The sequence below is a fragment of the Mesorhizobium silamurunense genome, from assembly GCF_014843905.1.
In the GTDB taxonomy this organism is placed as follows: Bacteria; Pseudomonadota; Alphaproteobacteria; order Rhizobiales; family Rhizobiaceae; genus Mesorhizobium; species Mesorhizobium silamurunense.
Genome location: NZ_LPVS01000035.1, coordinates 1 through 14710, shown reverse-complemented (window position 1 = coordinate 14710; position 14710 = coordinate 1). Strand labels below are relative to the sequence as shown.

The window sequence follows — 14710 nt, the reverse complement described above, 5'->3', positions numbered from 1 at the left end:
GCGCAGCGCCAAGTCGGATGAGGGGTGCTGGACGGATCGCCGTCTTTGCCAAGCTGGAGCACCCCGCCTTCACTTCGTTCAGGCACCTTCTCCCACAAGGGGAGAAGGGGAGATGGCGATGCGCAAGAAACGCACCAACGACCCCGAAGGCATGCGCCGCCGCGTGCTCGACGTGGCGGAAGACGCTTTCCAGGCGCGCGGCTATCACGCCTCCAGCCTCGGCGATCTGATGGCGGCGGCCGGCGTTACCGGCGGGGCGCTGCACCACCATTTCCCGACCAAGAAGGCGCTGGCGCTGGCGGTGATCGAGGAGCGCGTGGCGGCAGCGGTTCAAGAGACCTGGGTCGAGCCGGTCTTGGCGGCACCCTCGGCTCGCGAAGGGGTTCGCACAGTATTTGAAGCGGTTGCGGCGGAGCTCGAGCAGCAGGGCTATGTGCGCGGCTGCCCGCTCAACAACCTAGCGCATGAGCTGTCGCTCGCCGATGCCGATTTTCGTATTGCGCTGGCCGACATCTTCGCCGGCTGGCGGCGGGCAATCGCCGACAAGGTGCGCGCCGACCAAGAGACTGGCGGGGAGGGCGGCACCGATCCGGATCGCTTCGCGGCGCTCGCCGTCGCCGCCTATTCCGGCGCCATGTCGATTGCCAAGACGGCGCAGGATGCCGGTGTGTTGCGGGAGTGCTTGGCGGGGCTGGAGCGGGTCGAGCCCCCGCCATCACAGCACGGTTCGGCGGCCAGGCGACGCCGCAAGGTGTTGCGGCGGCAGACCATCCGCTGACGCCGGCGGGACCGAGGCGGGTGCAAAGGATCGCCTCGTCGATGCCGTAAAGTCGGCCTCACTCCTTCAGCGGCTCGATCGTCTCGAATCCCACTTCGCTCTGGGCGCTCGTGCTCTCGTCGTATCGCCGCGCCAGCACCGCTTGCAGGTCGGGCGAATAGAGCGCGGTGAAGCTGTCGATCACCGCGCCGGAATCGCCGGTCAGCGTCTCGTTCACCGCCAGCACGTTGTATTTGCAGTCGCCCAGTTTGTAGGTCTCCTTGCCCTTGACGGCGAGCGCCAGCGTCTCGGTGCTCTTCGGCGCCTTCTTCGACGAGAGCCGCACGAACTCGGTCTTGCTCTTGGCGCCCGCCTTGAGCGGAAACAGTTTCTTGAGGTCGCCGAGCGGGATCATCGACAGCCGGCCGGTGTCGCTGTCGCGGAACACCTCGACCAGCCCGCCATAGAGATATTGCGTCTGCGGCGACTGCGACTGGTAGTTGTTGGCGACCGCGACCATGCCGCCCGGCGCCGGCCGGAACTCGCTGCGGATGCCGCGCTTCTCCAGCACGAAGCCGGCCTTGGCGGATTTGGCGTCGACGCAGTCGGCCGCCTCAGCGGTGCCGGCGAGTGCAAGCATGGCGAGCGCCATGCCGGTCGTCATGGGTTTCATGCCTTTCTCCCCTGGATGCGTTCTGGAAGGAATGACAGAGCCTCACCGCGCTGTCGACCCAAGTGCCCTTCACGATTCAACCATGGCTTGAAAAGTCTATGGGCCGCCGATCTGGACGATCCGGCGCTGAAAATGTTCAATCGAGCGATGATGAATCGCCTGTCCTCGGCATTGTTGTCCCGCCGCGATTTCCTGGCTCGGGCGGCTGGCCTTGCCGCGACTTGCGTTTTGCCTGGCGCCGCCTTCGCTCAGACCGGCCGGCGCATCCAACCGATCGACGCCACCTTCCTGTTCATCGCCGATATCCATGCCTGTCGCATGGCGAGCGGCTTGAGCCCGCATTGCGAGCAGGAGGGCAAGACCGACGCTGCATTGCTGCGTAATGTGGCGGCACTCAACGCAATCGACGACAAGGAGTGGCCGACCGAGATCAACGGCGCGGCCACCGGCCTGCGCTCGGCGGGCAGGCGCATCGGCACGCCGCTCGGCCTCGTCACCGGCGGCGACATCACTGACGACGGCGGCGGCCAGATCACGCTGCCGAGCGAGGGCACGCAACTTCTGCAGTTCAGCCAGCGCTATCAGCAAGGCATCGGCCCTGATCGCGTGCATATCCCGGTCTATGTCGGGCTTGGCAACCACGATCTCGACCAGAATGGACCGAAGCGCCATGTCGACTGGTACCGCCGCGAGATGCGCGATTATGTCGAGGTCAACCATCGCCCCGGCATCTTCTTCAAACCGCCGGTGCCGGCGACCAACTACGATGTCGGCACCGACTGCTATTCCTGGGATTGGGGTGGCCTGCATCTCGTTCAGACGCATCGCTTCGCAGGCGACACCGGCCATGGCGCGATAAGCAGCCTGTCCTGGCTCAAGCAGGATCTGGCGACCTATGCCGGCGACGGCCGTCCGGTGGTCCTCTTCCAGCATTATGGCTGGGACACCTTCTCCGTCGAGCGCTGGGATCCGGTGAAACGCACCTATGACGACGACGGCGCCGGCCGGCCGCACTGGTGGGGCGAGGCCGACCGCCAGGCGCTCATCGCCGCGCTGAAGGGCTACAATGTGATCGCGATTTTCCACGGCCATCAGCACGCAGCGCCGATGATCTACCAGCGCGACGGGCTCGATCTCGTCAAGCCGAAGGCCGCCTTTATGGGCGGCTTCGCGCTGGCGCGCGTGACCGACGACCACATGGACGTGGTCCTGGGCGAGGCGGCTGGAGACCACGGCGAGGTCGTCTTCACCAATGCCTTTGCAAAGACGTTTGAGGCGTGAGCGCGACGGCTTGCAAATCACATCGCCTTTTTGCACATGGCCTTCATATCGCCACAGGCCTTCTGCACCTTGCCCGTGGCCTTGTCCGCCATGCCCTTGATCTGCATCGGACGGTTTCCTGTAGCCTTGCCTAGGGTCTGCAGGACCGAGCCTCTGATCTGCTTGGCGAGACCCGCAATCTGGTCCATGTTCATCATCTCCGCATCTCCCGGAGATTCAATCGCCAACAAAACGTGCTGATGGGTGTCCGGGTTCCGCGTGGTCGAGTTGGGTTCGCGAGTAGTGTGGCGAGGGAACAGACATACGCCCAGCGAAGGATTTGTCGGCCGCTGCGCGATCATTAGGTGGCATCAAATCGGGGAACGCATTGCCTGACTTCACTCTGTTCATCGGCAACAAATGCTTTTCGTCCTGGTCGCTTAGGCCCTGGGTGGCGATGCGGCAGCTGGAAATCCCCTTCGAGGAAAGCTTCGTGCGGCTGCGCACGCCCGACACCGCGGCCAACCTCGCTAAGATTTCGCCGACAGGACTGGTGCCGGTCCTGAATCATAATGGCAGGATCGTCTGGGAAACCCTTGCCATCCTTGAATATCTGGCCGACCTTTTTCCGGAGAAGAAACTGTGGCCGGACGATCTCGGCGCCCGTGCCTTGGCGCGTTCGGTGGCGACCGAGGTGCATTCCGGCTTCCGCGAGGTCCGCTATGGCTGGCCGATGAATCTGCGCCGGCCGAAGGGCCATAAGCCGCTCGATGCCGAGGGCGAGGCGCAGCGGGCGCGCATCGAGGCGATCTGGCGGCAATGCCGCGAGCAATATGGCCAGGGCGGCCCGTTCCTGTTCGGCCATTTCACCGCCGCCGATGCCATGTATGCGCCCGTCGTCACCCGCTTCGACACCTATGGCGGCGCGCTCACGCCCGTCACCCGCGCCTATGTCGATGCTGTGCTGGCGACGCCGGCAATGCGGCATTGGTACGCGGAGGCCGCCAGGGAACCTTGGCCGGAGCCGGGCCCGCACGAGCAGGATTAGAGCAATTCCAGGGCGCAGCGGTTTTGGCTGCAACTGCGTCAACTGCTCTGATGGCAGACTTCAAGAACGGGCTGCGCGGCCTATGTGGGGGGAAGGCGGGCACTTGGAGAAATCTCATGACATCCGCAAATTCCTCCCTCTCGGGTAAGGTCGCACTCGTCACCGGCGCCTCATCCGGCATCGGCGAAGCGACGGCCGCCGCACTTGCAGCCGCCGGCGCGAAGGTGGCCGTCGCCGCCCGCCGCATCGATCGCCTCGCGACGCTGGTCAGCCGTATCGAGAAGGCCGGCGGCACCGCGCTCGCCATCGAAGCCGACATCGCCAAGGGTGGCGACTTCACCGCTATGGTCGACAAGGTCGTTTCCGAATGGGACCGGCTCGACATCCTCGTCAACAATGCCGGCGTCATGCTGCTTGCGCCCGCGGCGGAAGCCGATCTGGACGACTGGCGCCGCATGATCGAGCTCAACCTGATCGGCCTAATGGGGACCACCAAGGCAGCGCTGCCACATCTCAAGGCTGCCAAGGGCCATGTCGTCAACGTCTCATCGGTGGCCGGCCGCGTCGCCAACCCCGGCGCCAGCGGCTATGCGGCGACCAAGTTCGGCGTCGTCGCCTTCTCGGAGTCGCTGCGCCGCGAGATTTATGCCGACAAGGTGCGTGTCACCGTCATCGAGCCCGGCCTGGTGCGCACCGAGCTTGGCGACCACATCACCAACGAGGAGTTCAAGGCCGGTTTAGAGCACCGTCTCGCCACGATGGAAGCACTGACCGCCGAGGATATCGCAAACGCCATCCTCTATGCCGTGAGCCAGCCGCCGCGCGTCAACGTCAACGAGATTCTTATCCGTCCGACCGACCAGGAGCGCTGAGCCATCGAGGAATACGTAGGATGCCGGTTGAGGACAATTGACCGGCACCATATTTCGGCATAATACGTAACCAAATGGATACGCATCATGCCGCAGGCTGAGCAGGACCGTTCCGTCTTCCGCGCCATCGCCGACCCGACGCGGCGCGCAATCCTCGACCGACTGCGGCGGGGGCCGGCGCCGGTCAACGAGCTGGCCTCCGCCTTCTCGCAGAGCCGTCCGGCCATTTCCAAGCATCTGAGGATCCTGCGCGAGCTCAACGTCGTCTCCGAGCAACGGCGAGGCCGCCAGCGCGTCTACCGGCTGGAGCCCGCCGAGTTGAAGGATGTCGCCGACTGGATCCTGCCCTACCGCGACTTCTGGCAGCAAAGCCTCGGCAATCTGAAATCCTATCTGGAGGACGAGTGATGGCGAGCAATGACAGGCCGCGTGCGATCGCGGACGTTTCGGCGGGCACAATCCTCGCCACGGTGACGATAGCGGTTCCACCTAAGCGCGTCTTTCGCGCCATCACCGCCGAGGATCAGATCCCCCTCTGGTGGGGCGCGGACAACATGTACCGGACGACGAAACATACCGCCGATGTCCGGCCGGGTGGCGCCTGGCGCTCGGAAGGCAAGGGCGCTGACGGCCAAGACTTCCATGTCGGCGGCGAATATCTCGAGGTTGCGCCACCGCATCGCCTGGTGATGACCTGGATAGCGCCGTGGGACGGCGACAATGTCACGACTGTGACTTACACGCTGGAGCCGGTCGAGAACGGCACGCGGCTGACGCTGCGCCACGACGGCTTCGGCTCGCGCAAAGATTCCTGCCGCGACCACGGCTCAGGCTGGGAGCGTGTGTTGGGCTGGCTCGGCGACTTCCTCGCCAAGGAGACCGCTGCCAAGCCGCTTTCGGTCTATCATTGCCGCTTGATCCCGCCGCGTCCCGACTTCGCCTTCACCCTGACGGACGAGGAGCGGGCGCTGATGAACGCGCATGCCGACTATCTGCGCGGCCAGCTTCGTGCTGGCACGATGATGCTGGCCGGTCCCGTCGCCGATCCCGCCGGGCCCTGGGGCCTGTTGATCCTGCGCGTCGGCAGCGAGGCCGAGGCCAAGGCGGTGACCGACGGTGACCCAGTATCGCGTTCGGGCCGCGGCTTCCGCTATGAAATCCTGCCGATGATGAGCACCATCATGTAGGGCCCAATAGAAAACGCCTCTCGCGCTTTTTACGGCGCGGGAGGCGTCTTTTGCTGTCAACTCTTCCAGATTGCTCATGAATTGCTGACAGCAGGAATAAAACCTGCAGCCGGCGAAAAGGTTCCCGGCAAAAAGAAAATTTTTTTTGGCTGCTCCGGCGATTTGTCCCGTAAGGCGGATCGCGGCGGTAGAGAAGACTCCTCATGCGTTACCCGGCAGCCATGCGGCGCTGCGGCACCCGCCCACCAAACAAGAAATTTGACAGGCGATCAAAAGAAATCTACAAGAAATGTGTCGATATTTTTTTGACTGGCCTTTGTTATCTGCGCGCCCAGGCGCGCCCATGACGAACTTCTCCCATCAAAAATCGAGACAAACGCTGTTGTGCGGCCGCATGACGGCGAACGAATATTTGCCATGGAAAGGGGTTCGTTGTGAGCACTGGCACAGTAAAATGGTTTAACGCCACCAAAGGCTTTGGTTTTATTCAGCCTGACGACGGTTCGGCCGACGTTTTCGTTCACATCTCGGCCGTCGAGCGCGCCGGAATGCGCGACATCGTCGAAGGCCAGAAGCTCGGCTACGAGATGGTTCGGGACAAAAAGTCGGGCAAGATGTCTGCCGACCAGCTGCGGGCTGCCTGAAGCGGAATTCAGCCTCCCCGGTGAATGTACTGGCACCGGTAGAAGGCGAGAGGAGGGTCAGGCAATGCCTGACCTTTTTCGCTTTCGGGCACTGAATTGTGCGCCGCAGGCGGAATGCGATGTGCTAAGCACCATTGCGTCGGCATTTGAATGCTCCGGGATCAGGAGAAGAATTTGTCCCTCACTTCGAAGACAAAAGGCAACGAAGCTGAATCGCTTTTCAGCAGGGCCCGGACCCAGTCGATGTCGCTTGACCGCATCGCTTCCGAGCAGGATGCCGTCAGCCAGGCCCGCGAGGCCAAGACCGCGCGGCTGCGCGAACTGCGCCTGGAGAAGGAAGCCGAGGACAGGGCGGCCGCTGCCGCCCTTGCCGCCTCGCCGAAGCAGGTCGGGCCGAAACGCGTGGGCAAACGCTGATGGCTACCAAGCGCATGTCGAAAACGCCCATCGCCGAGGATTCGACGATTGCCGACATGGTCGATGTCCTGGACAAGCCGGTCGAATATGTCCGGCGTGTGCTGGAAAAGCTGGAGCGCTGCAGGCGGGCCCATGGCGATGCCCAGGTGCGCGTCGGCGTGCGCAGCCGCGCCGAATGTCCCAACTATCTGATCGAATATGTGCTTGAGGACGGCAAGACTCATGAACGGGTCACGCATCTGGATGCCGCCTACAGCGGCAGCACACACCGCGAATTGGCGCCGCATCACATCGCGGAGTCCAGGAACTGGTCGCCCGAGGAAATGAACATCACGGCGGTTTCGGCGCTGATCGGCCGCCTGCGCAATCCGCGGTCGCCGTCATCGCATCTTTACGACGAGGACTGACATGGCCATAAAGTTCTCTGCCAAGGAGGCCACGGCGGCCGCTGTAAAGCCGGCCAAGCCGCCTGCTGCGCCGAAAACCGGCGAACCGGTCGCGACCGATCTGTTCGAGACGCCGGCGCAAGTGCCGCCGCGCAAGGCAGGCAAGAAGAAGTAGCGCCTTGCCGCGCCAGGCCGATCGCAATCCCCTTGCGCCTGGGCTGGTCGCCGGCAGGGACGTCTTGTCCGCGTGGGAAAGCCCCCAGCCGGCCTTCGACTGCCAGAGCTGCGGCGCCTGCTGCGCCTATTCCGCCGACTGGCCACGCTTCTCGACCGAAGAGGATGCCGAGCTCGACCGCATCCCGGAAGCCCTCATCGCCGCCAACCAGTCCGGTATGCGTTGCGAGGGCAATCGCTGCTCAGCGCTTCGCGGCGAAGTGGGCAAAGGGACGGCCTGCGCGATCTACGACGTCCGGCCGCATGTCTGCCGCGCCTGCATGCCCGGCGGCGACGACTGCCTGATGGCACGGACGGTGTTTGGGCTGGCGGCAGGCTAATTCCGCGCGCCCTGCTTGCCCACCTTCACGCCTCCCGGTACCTTGCCGCGCGGGCAGGGCCGTGGAGGAAACCTTGAGCATCGAATTCCTGTTGACGTCGCTGATTGTCGTGGCCTCGCCCGGCACCGGCGTTCTCTACACGCTGAGCGCGGGCCTTTCGCGCGGCGCGCGTGCCGCCATCATCGCCGCTTTCGGCTGCACGCTGGGCATCATCCCGCACATGGCGGCCGCCATCACCGGCCTTGCCGAGGTGCTGCACACAAGCGCCGTCGCCTTCGAGACGCTGAAATATCTGGGCGTCGCCTATTTGCTTTACATGGCTTGGAACACGCCGGTCTTGCCGTCGACCAGAACGTCGCGCCACGCTCTGCCGGCAAGGTGATCACCTCCGGCATCCTGATCAACATCTTGAACCCAAAACTGTCGATCTTCTTCTTTGCCTTCCTGCCGCAATTCGTCAGCACCACGGAGCCGCACGCTTTTGCCAAGATGCTTGAGCTCTCTGGCATCTTCATGCTGATGACCTTCCTGGTCTTCATCGTCTACGGCGTATTCGCGGCCTCGGTGCGCAGCCATGTCGTGTCGCGGCCGATGGTGCTGACCTGGATGCGCCGCACCTTCGCCGGTGCCTTCGTCATGCTGGGAGCCAAGCTGGCGCTGGCGGATCGCTAGTCAGTTATGGCCGGTTCGCCTTCGGTTTCGGAAGCCTCCTCGTTTCCGGAACCGGGCGCGGGCCGAATGCCGATACGCCAGGCCGAGGGCGGGACGCCGATCATCTTCTTGAAGGCGCGGCTGAACGCCGCCTCGGACTCGTAGCCGATCTCCGCCGCGATGCTGGCGACGTTGCTGTTGCCGGCGCTGAGCAATTCCGAGGCAATCTGCATCCGCCATTTGGCGAGATAGTGCATCGGCGGCATGCCGACGAGCCTGGTGAAGCGTTCGGCCAGCACGGTGCGCGACAGCGCAGCCTCCTTCGCCAGCGCCTCCACCGTCCAGTTGTGCGCCGGCCGGTCGTGGATCAGCGCCAGCGCCTTGCTCAGATGCGGATCGCGCAGGCCCGCCAGCCAGCCGGTTTGTTGCGGCGGCAGCGACTCCACATAGCGGCGCAGGACGTCGACGAACATCAGTTCGCTGAGCTTGGTGAGCACCGTCTCGCTGCCCGCCCGCTTTTCCGCGACCTCCGACACCGCCAGCTTGATGAACTGGCCGAGCCAGCCGCCATCGCCTTTCACGTCTCCCGCCTTGATGACCGGCGGCAGCGCTTCGAGCAGCGGATTGAAGGGAAGCGCATCGCAAGCGAGATAGCCGCATACCAGCCGCGCCGACATCGCGCCGTCCTTGACGTAGTTGATGGGGAACGGCGTCTGGCTGGCGGCGGCGATTTCCAGTACATCCGCGGTCGGCGGGTCGGCCCTGAGATCGGGCGTACTCGACATGATATGCGGGTCACTGTTGGTGAACACCACGACCTCGCCGGCCTCCACGGGGATCGCCTCCTTGCCGACGATGCGGGCGAAGCAGCGGCCGGCCGTGAGCACATGGTAGGAAATCAGGTGATCCGCGCCCGGCAATATCCTCGGCAGTATCGAAGCGGGGGAGGGCGAGCAGACCGCCCATGGGTCCTGGGCCTCGATGTCGAAAAACGTCGCGCCGGTGAGGCGCACCGTTTTCAACAGGTCAGACAGAGCGTCCCCGGCCATTCCACCCAAGTCCCGTAAGTTGCGCGGCAACCCGGCACGACATCCCTTTCGAGTTCCGGACGCGCTGTCAAGTGAGGCGGACGCCGCGTCATTCCGTTCGTGGCCGGAAGCTTTAAACCCGCCAGGCGCTGAGCTTCGTCCCAAATCGGGCGCACAAGCGCAATCGAACTCAAGGAAGGATGTAAGTCATGACGGTACATAAGGGCGGGTGTTTTTGCGGCGCCGTGGAAATCGAAGTGCACGGATCGGCCGAGGCCATGGGCTACTGCCATTGCGGTTCCTGTCGGTCGTGGTCGGCGTCTCCCGTGAACGCCTTCACGCTGTGGAAGCCGGAAAACGTCAAGGTCACCAGGGGCGCGGAGTTCCTGTCCGGCTTCGAGAAGTCGAAGATGAGCGATCGCCGGTTCTGCACCAAATGCGGTGGTCATCTGATGACCGATCACCCGCCGCTCGGATTGGTCGACGTCTATGCCGCCACGATACCGACGGTGGAATTCACGCCGGGGGTCCATGTCAACTACGTCGAGACGGTCCTGCCGATGAAGGACGGCTTGCCGAAGCTGAAGGATTTTCCTGCCGAGCTCGGCGGCTCCGGCGTGAGCGTGCCGGAGTAGTTCCGAACGATGATGCACGATTTCCACGGACCACATTCAACGACAGGAGAATATGCATGGACATTGCGACTTTTCGCGCCACGCAGGAGCCGATCAAGGATCTATATCGCAAGGATGCGCGGGCGGCGCTTCTCACGCTGAAGGCCAAAGGCAGCGCCGACGACTCCAGGGTGACCTGCAAGGTCGAGACCGGCCGCGGGCTTGCGCTGGCGGGCATCCATCCGAAGGCCGGCGGCAGCGGGCAGGAGCTTTGCTCCGGCGACATGATGCTGGAGGCGTTGATCGCCTGTGCCGGCGTCTCGATGCGGGCTGCTGCCGCCGTGCTCGAGATTCCGATCAAGTCGGCGGAAATCTCCGCCGAGGGCGACGTCGACCTTCGCGGCACGCTCGGTGTCACCGAAGGCGTGCCGGTCGGCTTCAAGGAGATCCGTTTGCGCTTCGATATCGAAACGGATGCTCCGCAAAAACGACTGACAGAACTGCTTGAGCTCACCGACCGCTACTGCGTGATCTTCCAGACGATCCAGCGCAGCCCCAAGACCTTCGTGAAGCTCAACAGGGTCGCGCGGTAACCTTTGCCCGGAATCCGAACCTTGGCGGGGGATTCCGGGCCGGGGGCCTGAGCGCGGCCTGGCTGAATGCAGCTCGTCGCGCCAAGCCCTATTCCTTCACATAGCCCCCTATCCCTTCACATAACCCATGGCCTCGACGATCCGCCCGTTCGCGACACGCATCAGGTTGACGCCGCGCAGCGAATTGCCGTCGGCCATCCAAAAGCGCCAGCGGATCGTCGCCCGATCCCCGGCGACGAAGGTTTCCTCGATGTCGAAGCGCGTGCCGGGTCCGGTGGCGATCGCCGACCACAGCTCGACACAGGCGTCCTTGCCGGCGCGGCGGGCACCGTCCGGCGCCGGCGTGGTGTTCTCGATCACGCAGTCGTCCGCCACCAGTTCGTCCAGCGCCGACGGGTCGTGGCGCTGGAAGACATCGTTGTAGCGCCGCATGATCTCGGCCGTTTGGGCGGAGCGCTTGGCCGTGGTGGTGTCGATGATCAATTCGTGGGTCATTGGATTTTTCCCTTCATTTCAGCGGATTATGAGGCTCGCCTTCAGCGTGATCGCGGCGACGCCGGCCAGCGCCCTGGAGACGAGGCAAGCCGATTTGGCCGTCTGCGCCAGCCGCTCGAAATCGTTCGCCGCAAGACCGGCGACGCTGGCCTCTGTCTCCAGCTCGATGCGGGTGATCGTCGGCCCGGCCGTGGTGGCGCCGAGATGCACCTTCGCCACTGTGTGGATGCCTGCCGGGACGTGACCCTCGCGGCCGAGGATGGCGCTGAGCGCCATCGAGAAGCAGCCGGCATGGGCGGCCGCGATCAGTTCTTCCGGATTGGTGCCCGGACCGTTTTCGAACCGGGACGGAAAGGAATAGGCACCTTCAAAGACGCCGCTGCCGAGCCGCAGCCGGCCGGATCCTTCCTTGAGCGTGCCTTGCCATTCGGCCGAGGCGTCGCGAATTGTCATTGCTGTATCTCCTCGCTGGTTGGTCAGGCGCCGTCGACGACGACCTTGCCGAAGACGTCGCCCTGCTGGAAATAGCGGTAGGCTTCGCCCGCCTCGGCGAAGGGAAAGACCCTGTCGATGACGGGCTTCAGCCGATGCGTGGCGACGGCGGCAAGCATCGCGTCCAGACCGTTGCGGCTGCCGACGAAGACGCGGCCGATGGTGGCAAGACTCCGCTGATAGACGGAACCCGGAATCTCCACTGGCTTGCCTTTCTGGTCCTGAACGGTGAGCAGCACGATGCGGCCGTAGAGGGCGCTTGCGATCAGCGATTGCGCGAAGGTTGCCGGGCCGCCGGTCTCGACGACGAGGTCGATGCCACCTGTCGCTTCGCGCAGGTTCATGCCCCATTCCGGCGTCTCCACTGTTGCGATGACGAGGTCGGCGCCGAGCGCCCGCAGTCTGTCGGTCTTTTCGGCGCGCGAGGTGACGGCGGCCACGCGGCAGCCGGCGAGCTTGGCGAACTGCAGCGCAAACAATGCGACGCCGCCTGAACCGATGACCAGAACCCACTGTCCGGGCTTCGGAATCTCCGCGCCCGTCAGCGCGCTCCAGGCGGTCAACCCGGCGCAGGTGAAGGTGGCGGCCTCCTGCCAGGAGAGATGGTCGGGCAGCCGCACCGCCCATTGCTCGTCGAGCAAGGCAAATTCTGAGAGCATGCCGTCCAGCGTGCAGCCGAGCTGGTCGACGACGCCCGGATGCATGCGCCCATCGATCCAGCGCGCGAAATAGCTGCCGGTGACACGGTCGCCGACGGCAAAGCGGGTAACCGCATCGCCCACCGCGACCACCTCGCCGGCGCCGTCGCTCAGCGGAACGATGCCGGGCCGAGCCGTCAGCGGATATGTGCCGTTGAGGACCATCGTGTCTCGGCGGTTGAGCGAGGTGGCGCGCACCCGCACGACGATTTGACGCGGGCCTGGCTCCGGTACTGCCTCCTCGCGCGCCACCAGTTTTTCGATCCCGCCGAGCCCCTCAAGTCGATAGCTTTGCATTGCTGCCTCGCAAATATGTAGACCGATTTACATATTATGTAGACCGATTGTCATATTTTTGGCAAGGGCTATAATGCGCGCTCCTGACAGAGGTTGACATTGTGAGAGGTTGAGGTGGCGACGGACACACGTACCCGCATGATCGAGGCAACGGCGCTGCTTATCAGGCAGCGCGGCTATCACGGCACCTCGCTCAACGACATTTTGAGCGCCAGCGGCGCGCCGCGCGGCTCGCTCTATTTCCATTTCCCGGGCGGCAAGGACCAGTTGGTCGTCGAGGTGACGCGCGAAAGCGTGGCCGACGTGACCGAGCGTCTGGGCGCGGCGCTGGCGGCGGAAAGCGATCCCGCTGTTGCGGTCCACCACATCTACCAGTCGGTGGCGCGCATGCTGGAGGAGAACGAGTTCTCGCTCGGCTGCCCGATCGCGCCGGTCGTATTGGACGCGCCGAACGACGTGCCGGACCTTGCAGAAATCTGCCGTTCCGCCTTCGAGCAATGGATCGGCCTGCTGCGCCAGGCTTTCATGCGGGCAGGGGTGCCGGAGCGCCGCGCGCAGGCGCTGGCGCTGCTGGTCGAATCCTCGCTCGAGGGCCTGATGGTGATCGCCCGCGCCACCCGCGACCGCTCAGCGCTCGCTGTCGTGGCGGACGAAGTCGCAGCGCTGGTCGAGCAGGCGGTGCTTGCAGGCAAGGTAGCGCAGCGCGCCGACGTCGCGATATAGCAAAGGAAACGCTGGCGGGACAGCACCCCTCTGGCCTGCCGGCCATCTCCCCGCTGCGGGGGAGATCGGCAGTGTTGGTGGCGGCGCTCTTCTTTCAACGCTGGCGATTGGCGAAAGCCCCAGTGACATCCAATCTCCCCCTTGCGGGAGGAGATGTCCGGCAGGACAGAGGGGTGTGAAGGAACTCGACGGGCTTCGGCCAAGCTCCGTAGCATGCAAGCCACCTACACCGAGGAAGCAAGGTCGGTCGGTCTGCATGATCAACGCAAAAAGGGCGGCATCGCTGCCGCCCTTTCCATAATCTGAAAGCAGATGGAAGCGTGGATTGGAAATCCATGCCGCCACTCAAGCCCGCTTGCGGGCTTGAGCATTGTTAGTTGATGGGCGTGCTTATGGATTTCCTTAGAAATCCATGCCGCCCATGCCGCCCATGCCGCCGCCAGGCATACCGCCCGGCATGCCGCCAGCCGACTCCTTCTTCGGAGCCTCGGCGATCATGGCTTCGGTGGTGACCAACAATCCGGCGACCGAGGCCGCGTCCTGGAGAGCGGTGCGAACGACCTTGACCGGATCGACGATGCCCATGGCGATCATGTCGCCATACTCGCCGGTCTGGGCGTTGTAGCCGAAGGTCGCGCCCTTGTTGTCAAGGATCTTGCCGGCGACGATCGAGGCTTCGGCGCCAGCGTTGGCCGCGATCTGGCGGGCCGGAGCCTGCAGCGCGCGACGCACGATGTTGATGCCGGCAGCCTGGTCGGAGTTGGCGCCGGTGGCCTTAAGAGCGCTCGAAGCGCGCAGCAGGGCAACGCCGCCGCCGGCGACAATGCCTTCTTCCACGGCCGCGCGGGTCGCGTTCAGGGCGTCATCGACGCGGTCCTTCTTTTCCTTGACCTCGACCTCGGTCGCGCCGCCGACGCGGATCACCGCGACGCCGCCCGCGAGCTTGGCCAGACGCTCCTGCAGCTTCTCCTTGTCGTAGTCCGAGGTGGTCTCCTCGATCTGCTGCTTGATCTGGGCGACACGGCCCTGGATCTCGGCCTTCTTGCCGGCGCCGTCGACGATGGTGGTGTTCTCCTTGGAGATCGACACCTTCTTGGCGCGGCCGAGCATGTTGAGGCCGACATTCTCGAGCTTGATGCCGAGGTCTTCCGAGATGACCTGGCCACCGGTGAGGATGGCGATGTCTTCCAGCATCGCCTTGCGGCGATCACCGAAGCCCGGAGCCTTGACGGCGGCGATCTTCAGGCCGCCACGCAGCTTGTTGACGACGAGCGTGGCCAGAGCCTCGCCTTCGACGTCTTCCGAGATGATGAGCAGCGGC

The 14710-nt window shown here is 64.3% G+C and carries 22 protein-coding genes and 1 pseudogene; 16 read left to right on the top strand and 7 right to left on the bottom strand.

Annotated elements, in window-relative coordinates; all coding sequences use genetic code 11:
• The first annotated feature begins 118 nt into the window (after positions 1-118).
• Positions 119-778, top strand: coding sequence for a TetR/AcrR family transcriptional regulator (locus AU465_RS09545; RefSeq protein ID WP_246505942.1), 660 nt, complete (start codon positions 119-121; stop codon positions 776-778).
• A 58-nt stretch (positions 779-836) separates the two neighbouring features.
• On the opposite strand, the gene AU465_RS09540 is transcribed toward AU465_RS09545, so the two are convergent.
• Positions 837-1430 carry a hypothetical protein gene (locus AU465_RS09540; RefSeq protein ID WP_192246246.1) on the bottom strand — a complete coding sequence of 198 codons (594 nt, stop codon included), beginning with the start codon at positions 1428-1430 and terminating at the stop codon, positions 837-839.
• Positions 1431-1577: 147 nt separating this feature from the next.
• On the opposite strand from AU465_RS09540, the gene AU465_RS09535 reads away from it, so the two are divergent.
• Positions 1578-2711 carry a metallophosphoesterase gene (locus tag AU465_RS09535; protein ID WP_192246303.1) on the top strand — a complete coding sequence of 378 codons (1134 nt, stop codon included), beginning with the start codon at positions 1578-1580 and terminating at the stop codon, positions 2709-2711.
• Between the two features lie 17 nt (positions 2712-2728).
• Here AU465_RS09535 and AU465_RS09530 read toward each other — a convergent pair whose 3' ends face one another.
• Positions 2729-2908, bottom strand: coding sequence for a CsbD family protein (locus tag AU465_RS09530; protein ID WP_192246244.1), 180 nt, complete (start codon positions 2906-2908; stop codon positions 2729-2731).
• Between the two features lie 170 nt (positions 2909-3078).
• Between AU465_RS09530 and AU465_RS09525 the strand changes: the two genes are divergently transcribed.
• The 11 genes and pseudogenes from AU465_RS09525 to AU465_RS09475 all read left to right on the top strand — a co-directional run bounded on the left by AU465_RS09525 (position 3079) and on the right by AU465_RS09475 (position 8470).
• Positions 3079-3738 (top strand): glutathione S-transferase family protein, encoded by a 660-nt coding sequence (locus AU465_RS09525; protein WP_192246242.1) that lies wholly within the window; start codon positions 3079-3081, stop codon positions 3736-3738.
• Between the two features lie 116 nt (positions 3739-3854).
• Positions 3855-4610: an SDR family NAD(P)-dependent oxidoreductase gene (locus AU465_RS09520; protein ID WP_192246240.1), complete on the top strand. Its 756-nt coding sequence runs from the start codon at positions 3855-3857 to the stop codon at positions 4608-4610.
• Between the two features lie 87 nt (positions 4611-4697).
• Positions 4698-5018, top strand: a complete 321-nt coding sequence (locus AU465_RS09515; protein ID WP_192246238.1) for an ArsR/SmtB family transcription factor — start codon at positions 4698-4700, stop codon at positions 5016-5018.
• On the top strand, positions 5018-5797 hold the full coding sequence (locus AU465_RS09510; RefSeq protein ID WP_192246236.1) for an SRPBCC domain-containing protein: 780 nt from the start codon (positions 5018-5020) through the stop codon (positions 5795-5797). The genes AU465_RS09515 and AU465_RS09510 overlap by 1 nt, the downstream gene beginning before the upstream one ends.
• Positions 5798-6000: 203 nt before the next feature.
• Entirely contained in the window at positions 6001-6144 is a 144-nt protein-coding gene (locus AU465_RS09505) for a hypothetical protein (protein WP_192246234.1), read from the top strand.
• An 87-nt stretch (positions 6145-6231) separates the two neighbouring features.
• Positions 6232-6441, top strand: a complete 210-nt coding sequence (locus tag AU465_RS09500; RefSeq protein WP_192246232.1) for a cold-shock protein — start codon at positions 6232-6234, stop codon at positions 6439-6441.
• A 174-nt stretch (positions 6442-6615) separates the two neighbouring features.
• Complete coding sequence (locus AU465_RS09495; RefSeq protein WP_376774838.1) at positions 6616-6858, top strand: hypothetical protein; 243 nt, start codon at positions 6616-6618, stop codon at positions 6856-6858.
• Entirely contained in the window at positions 6858-7265 is a 408-nt protein-coding gene (locus tag AU465_RS09490; RefSeq protein WP_192246225.1) for a hypothetical protein, read from the top strand. Before AU465_RS09495 ends, AU465_RS09490 begins: the two co-directional genes overlap by 1 nt.
• Position 7266: 1 nt before the next feature.
• Positions 7267-7419 (top strand): hypothetical protein, encoded by a 153-nt coding sequence (locus tag AU465_RS09485; RefSeq protein ID WP_192246223.1) that lies wholly within the window; start codon positions 7267-7269, stop codon positions 7417-7419.
• Between the two features lie 4 nt (positions 7420-7423).
• Entirely contained in the window at positions 7424-7798 is a 375-nt protein-coding gene (locus tag AU465_RS09480) for a YkgJ family cysteine cluster protein (RefSeq protein ID WP_192246221.1), read from the top strand.
• A gap of 73 nt (positions 7799-7871) precedes the next feature.
• A pseudogene (locus AU465_RS09475) lies at positions 7872-8470 on the top strand (LysE family translocator).
• Here AU465_RS09475 and AU465_RS09470 read toward each other — a convergent pair.
• A complete protein-coding gene (locus AU465_RS09470; protein WP_192246219.1) occupies positions 8467-9498 on the bottom strand; it encodes an AraC family transcriptional regulator in 1032 nt (343 codons plus the stop codon). The pseudogene AU465_RS09475 and the gene AU465_RS09470 overlap by 4 nt on opposite strands.
• A 188-nt stretch (positions 9499-9686) precedes the next feature.
• Between AU465_RS09470 and AU465_RS09465 the strand changes: the two genes are divergently transcribed.
• Positions 9687-10112, top strand: a complete 426-nt coding sequence (locus AU465_RS09465) for a GFA family protein (protein ID WP_192246217.1) — start codon at positions 9687-9689, stop codon at positions 10110-10112.
• Between the two features lie 56 nt (positions 10113-10168).
• On the top strand, positions 10169-10684 hold the full coding sequence (locus AU465_RS09460) for an OsmC family protein (RefSeq protein ID WP_192246215.1): 516 nt from the start codon (positions 10169-10171) through the stop codon (positions 10682-10684).
• Positions 10685-10792: 108 nt separating this feature from the next.
• Here AU465_RS09460 and AU465_RS09455 read toward each other — a convergent pair whose 3' ends face one another.
• The 3 genes from AU465_RS09455 to AU465_RS09445 are packed head-to-tail and all read right to left on the bottom strand — an operon-like array spanning position 10793 to position 12666.
• Entirely contained in the window at positions 10793-11179 is a 387-nt protein-coding gene (locus tag AU465_RS09455; protein ID WP_192246213.1) for a nuclear transport factor 2 family protein, read from the bottom strand.
• A gap of 18 nt (positions 11180-11197) precedes the next feature.
• Positions 11198-11632 carry an OsmC family protein gene (locus AU465_RS09450; protein WP_192246211.1) on the bottom strand — a complete coding sequence of 145 codons (435 nt, stop codon included), beginning with the start codon at positions 11630-11632 and terminating at the stop codon, positions 11198-11200.
• Between the two features lie 23 nt (positions 11633-11655).
• On the bottom strand, positions 11656-12666 hold the full coding sequence (locus AU465_RS09445; RefSeq protein ID WP_192246209.1) for a zinc-dependent alcohol dehydrogenase family protein: 1011 nt from the start codon (positions 12664-12666) through the stop codon (positions 11656-11658).
• A 114-nt stretch (positions 12667-12780) separates the two neighbouring features.
• Between AU465_RS09445 and AU465_RS09440 the strand changes: the two genes are divergently transcribed.
• Entirely contained in the window at positions 12781-13389 is a 609-nt protein-coding gene (locus AU465_RS09440) for a TetR/AcrR family transcriptional regulator (RefSeq protein WP_192246207.1), read from the top strand.
• Positions 13390-13791: 402 nt separating this feature from the next.
• Here the strand turns inward: AU465_RS09440 and groEL are convergent.
• On the bottom strand, positions 13792-14710 hold a 919-nt coding region (gene groEL / locus AU465_RS09435; RefSeq protein WP_192246205.1), incomplete at its 5' end, for a chaperonin GroEL.

Excerpts from the sequence above, each read along its gene's own strand:
- AU465_RS09545 (WP_246505942.1), top strand. The coding sequence starts at position 119 with ATGCGCAAGAAACGCACCAACGACCCCGAAGGCATGCGCCGCCGCGTG.
- AU465_RS09540 (WP_192246246.1), bottom strand. The coding sequence starts at position 1,430 with ATGAAACCCATGACGACCGGCATGGCGCTCGCCATGCTTGCACTCGCC.
- AU465_RS09535 (WP_192246303.1), top strand. The coding sequence starts at position 1,578 with ATGATGAATCGCCTGTCCTCGGCATTGTTGTCCCGCCGCGATTTCCTG.
- AU465_RS09530 (WP_192246244.1), bottom strand. The coding sequence starts at position 2,908 with ATGATGAACATGGACCAGATTGCGGGTCTCGCCAAGCAGATCAGAGGC.
- AU465_RS09520 (WP_192246240.1), top strand. The coding sequence starts at position 3,855 with ATGACATCCGCAAATTCCTCCCTCTCGGGTAAGGTCGCACTCGTCACC.
- AU465_RS09515 (WP_192246238.1), top strand. The coding sequence starts at position 4,698 with ATGCCGCAGGCTGAGCAGGACCGTTCCGTCTTCCGCGCCATCGCCGAC.
- AU465_RS09510 (WP_192246236.1), top strand. The coding sequence starts at position 5,018 with ATGGCGAGCAATGACAGGCCGCGTGCGATCGCGGACGTTTCGGCGGGC.
- AU465_RS09505 (WP_192246234.1), top strand. The coding sequence starts at position 6,001 with ATGCGTTACCCGGCAGCCATGCGGCGCTGCGGCACCCGCCCACCAAAC.
- AU465_RS09490 (WP_192246225.1), top strand. The coding sequence starts at position 6,858 with ATGGCTACCAAGCGCATGTCGAAAACGCCCATCGCCGAGGATTCGACG.
- AU465_RS09485 (WP_192246223.1), top strand. The coding sequence starts at position 7,267 with ATGGCCATAAAGTTCTCTGCCAAGGAGGCCACGGCGGCCGCTGTAAAG.
- AU465_RS09470 (WP_192246219.1), bottom strand. The coding sequence starts at position 9,498 with ATGGCCGGGGACGCTCTGTCTGACCTGTTGAAAACGGTGCGCCTCACC.
- AU465_RS09465 (WP_192246217.1), top strand. The coding sequence starts at position 9,687 with ATGACGGTACATAAGGGCGGGTGTTTTTGCGGCGCCGTGGAAATCGAA.
- AU465_RS09460 (WP_192246215.1), top strand. The coding sequence starts at position 10,169 with ATGGACATTGCGACTTTTCGCGCCACGCAGGAGCCGATCAAGGATCTA.
- AU465_RS09455 (WP_192246213.1), bottom strand. The coding sequence starts at position 11,179 with ATGACCCACGAATTGATCATCGACACCACCACGGCCAAGCGCTCCGCC.
- AU465_RS09450 (WP_192246211.1), bottom strand. The coding sequence starts at position 11,632 with ATGACAATTCGCGACGCCTCGGCCGAATGGCAAGGCACGCTCAAGGAA.
- AU465_RS09445 (WP_192246209.1), bottom strand. The coding sequence starts at position 12,666 with ATGCAAAGCTATCGACTTGAGGGGCTCGGCGGGATCGAAAAACTGGTG.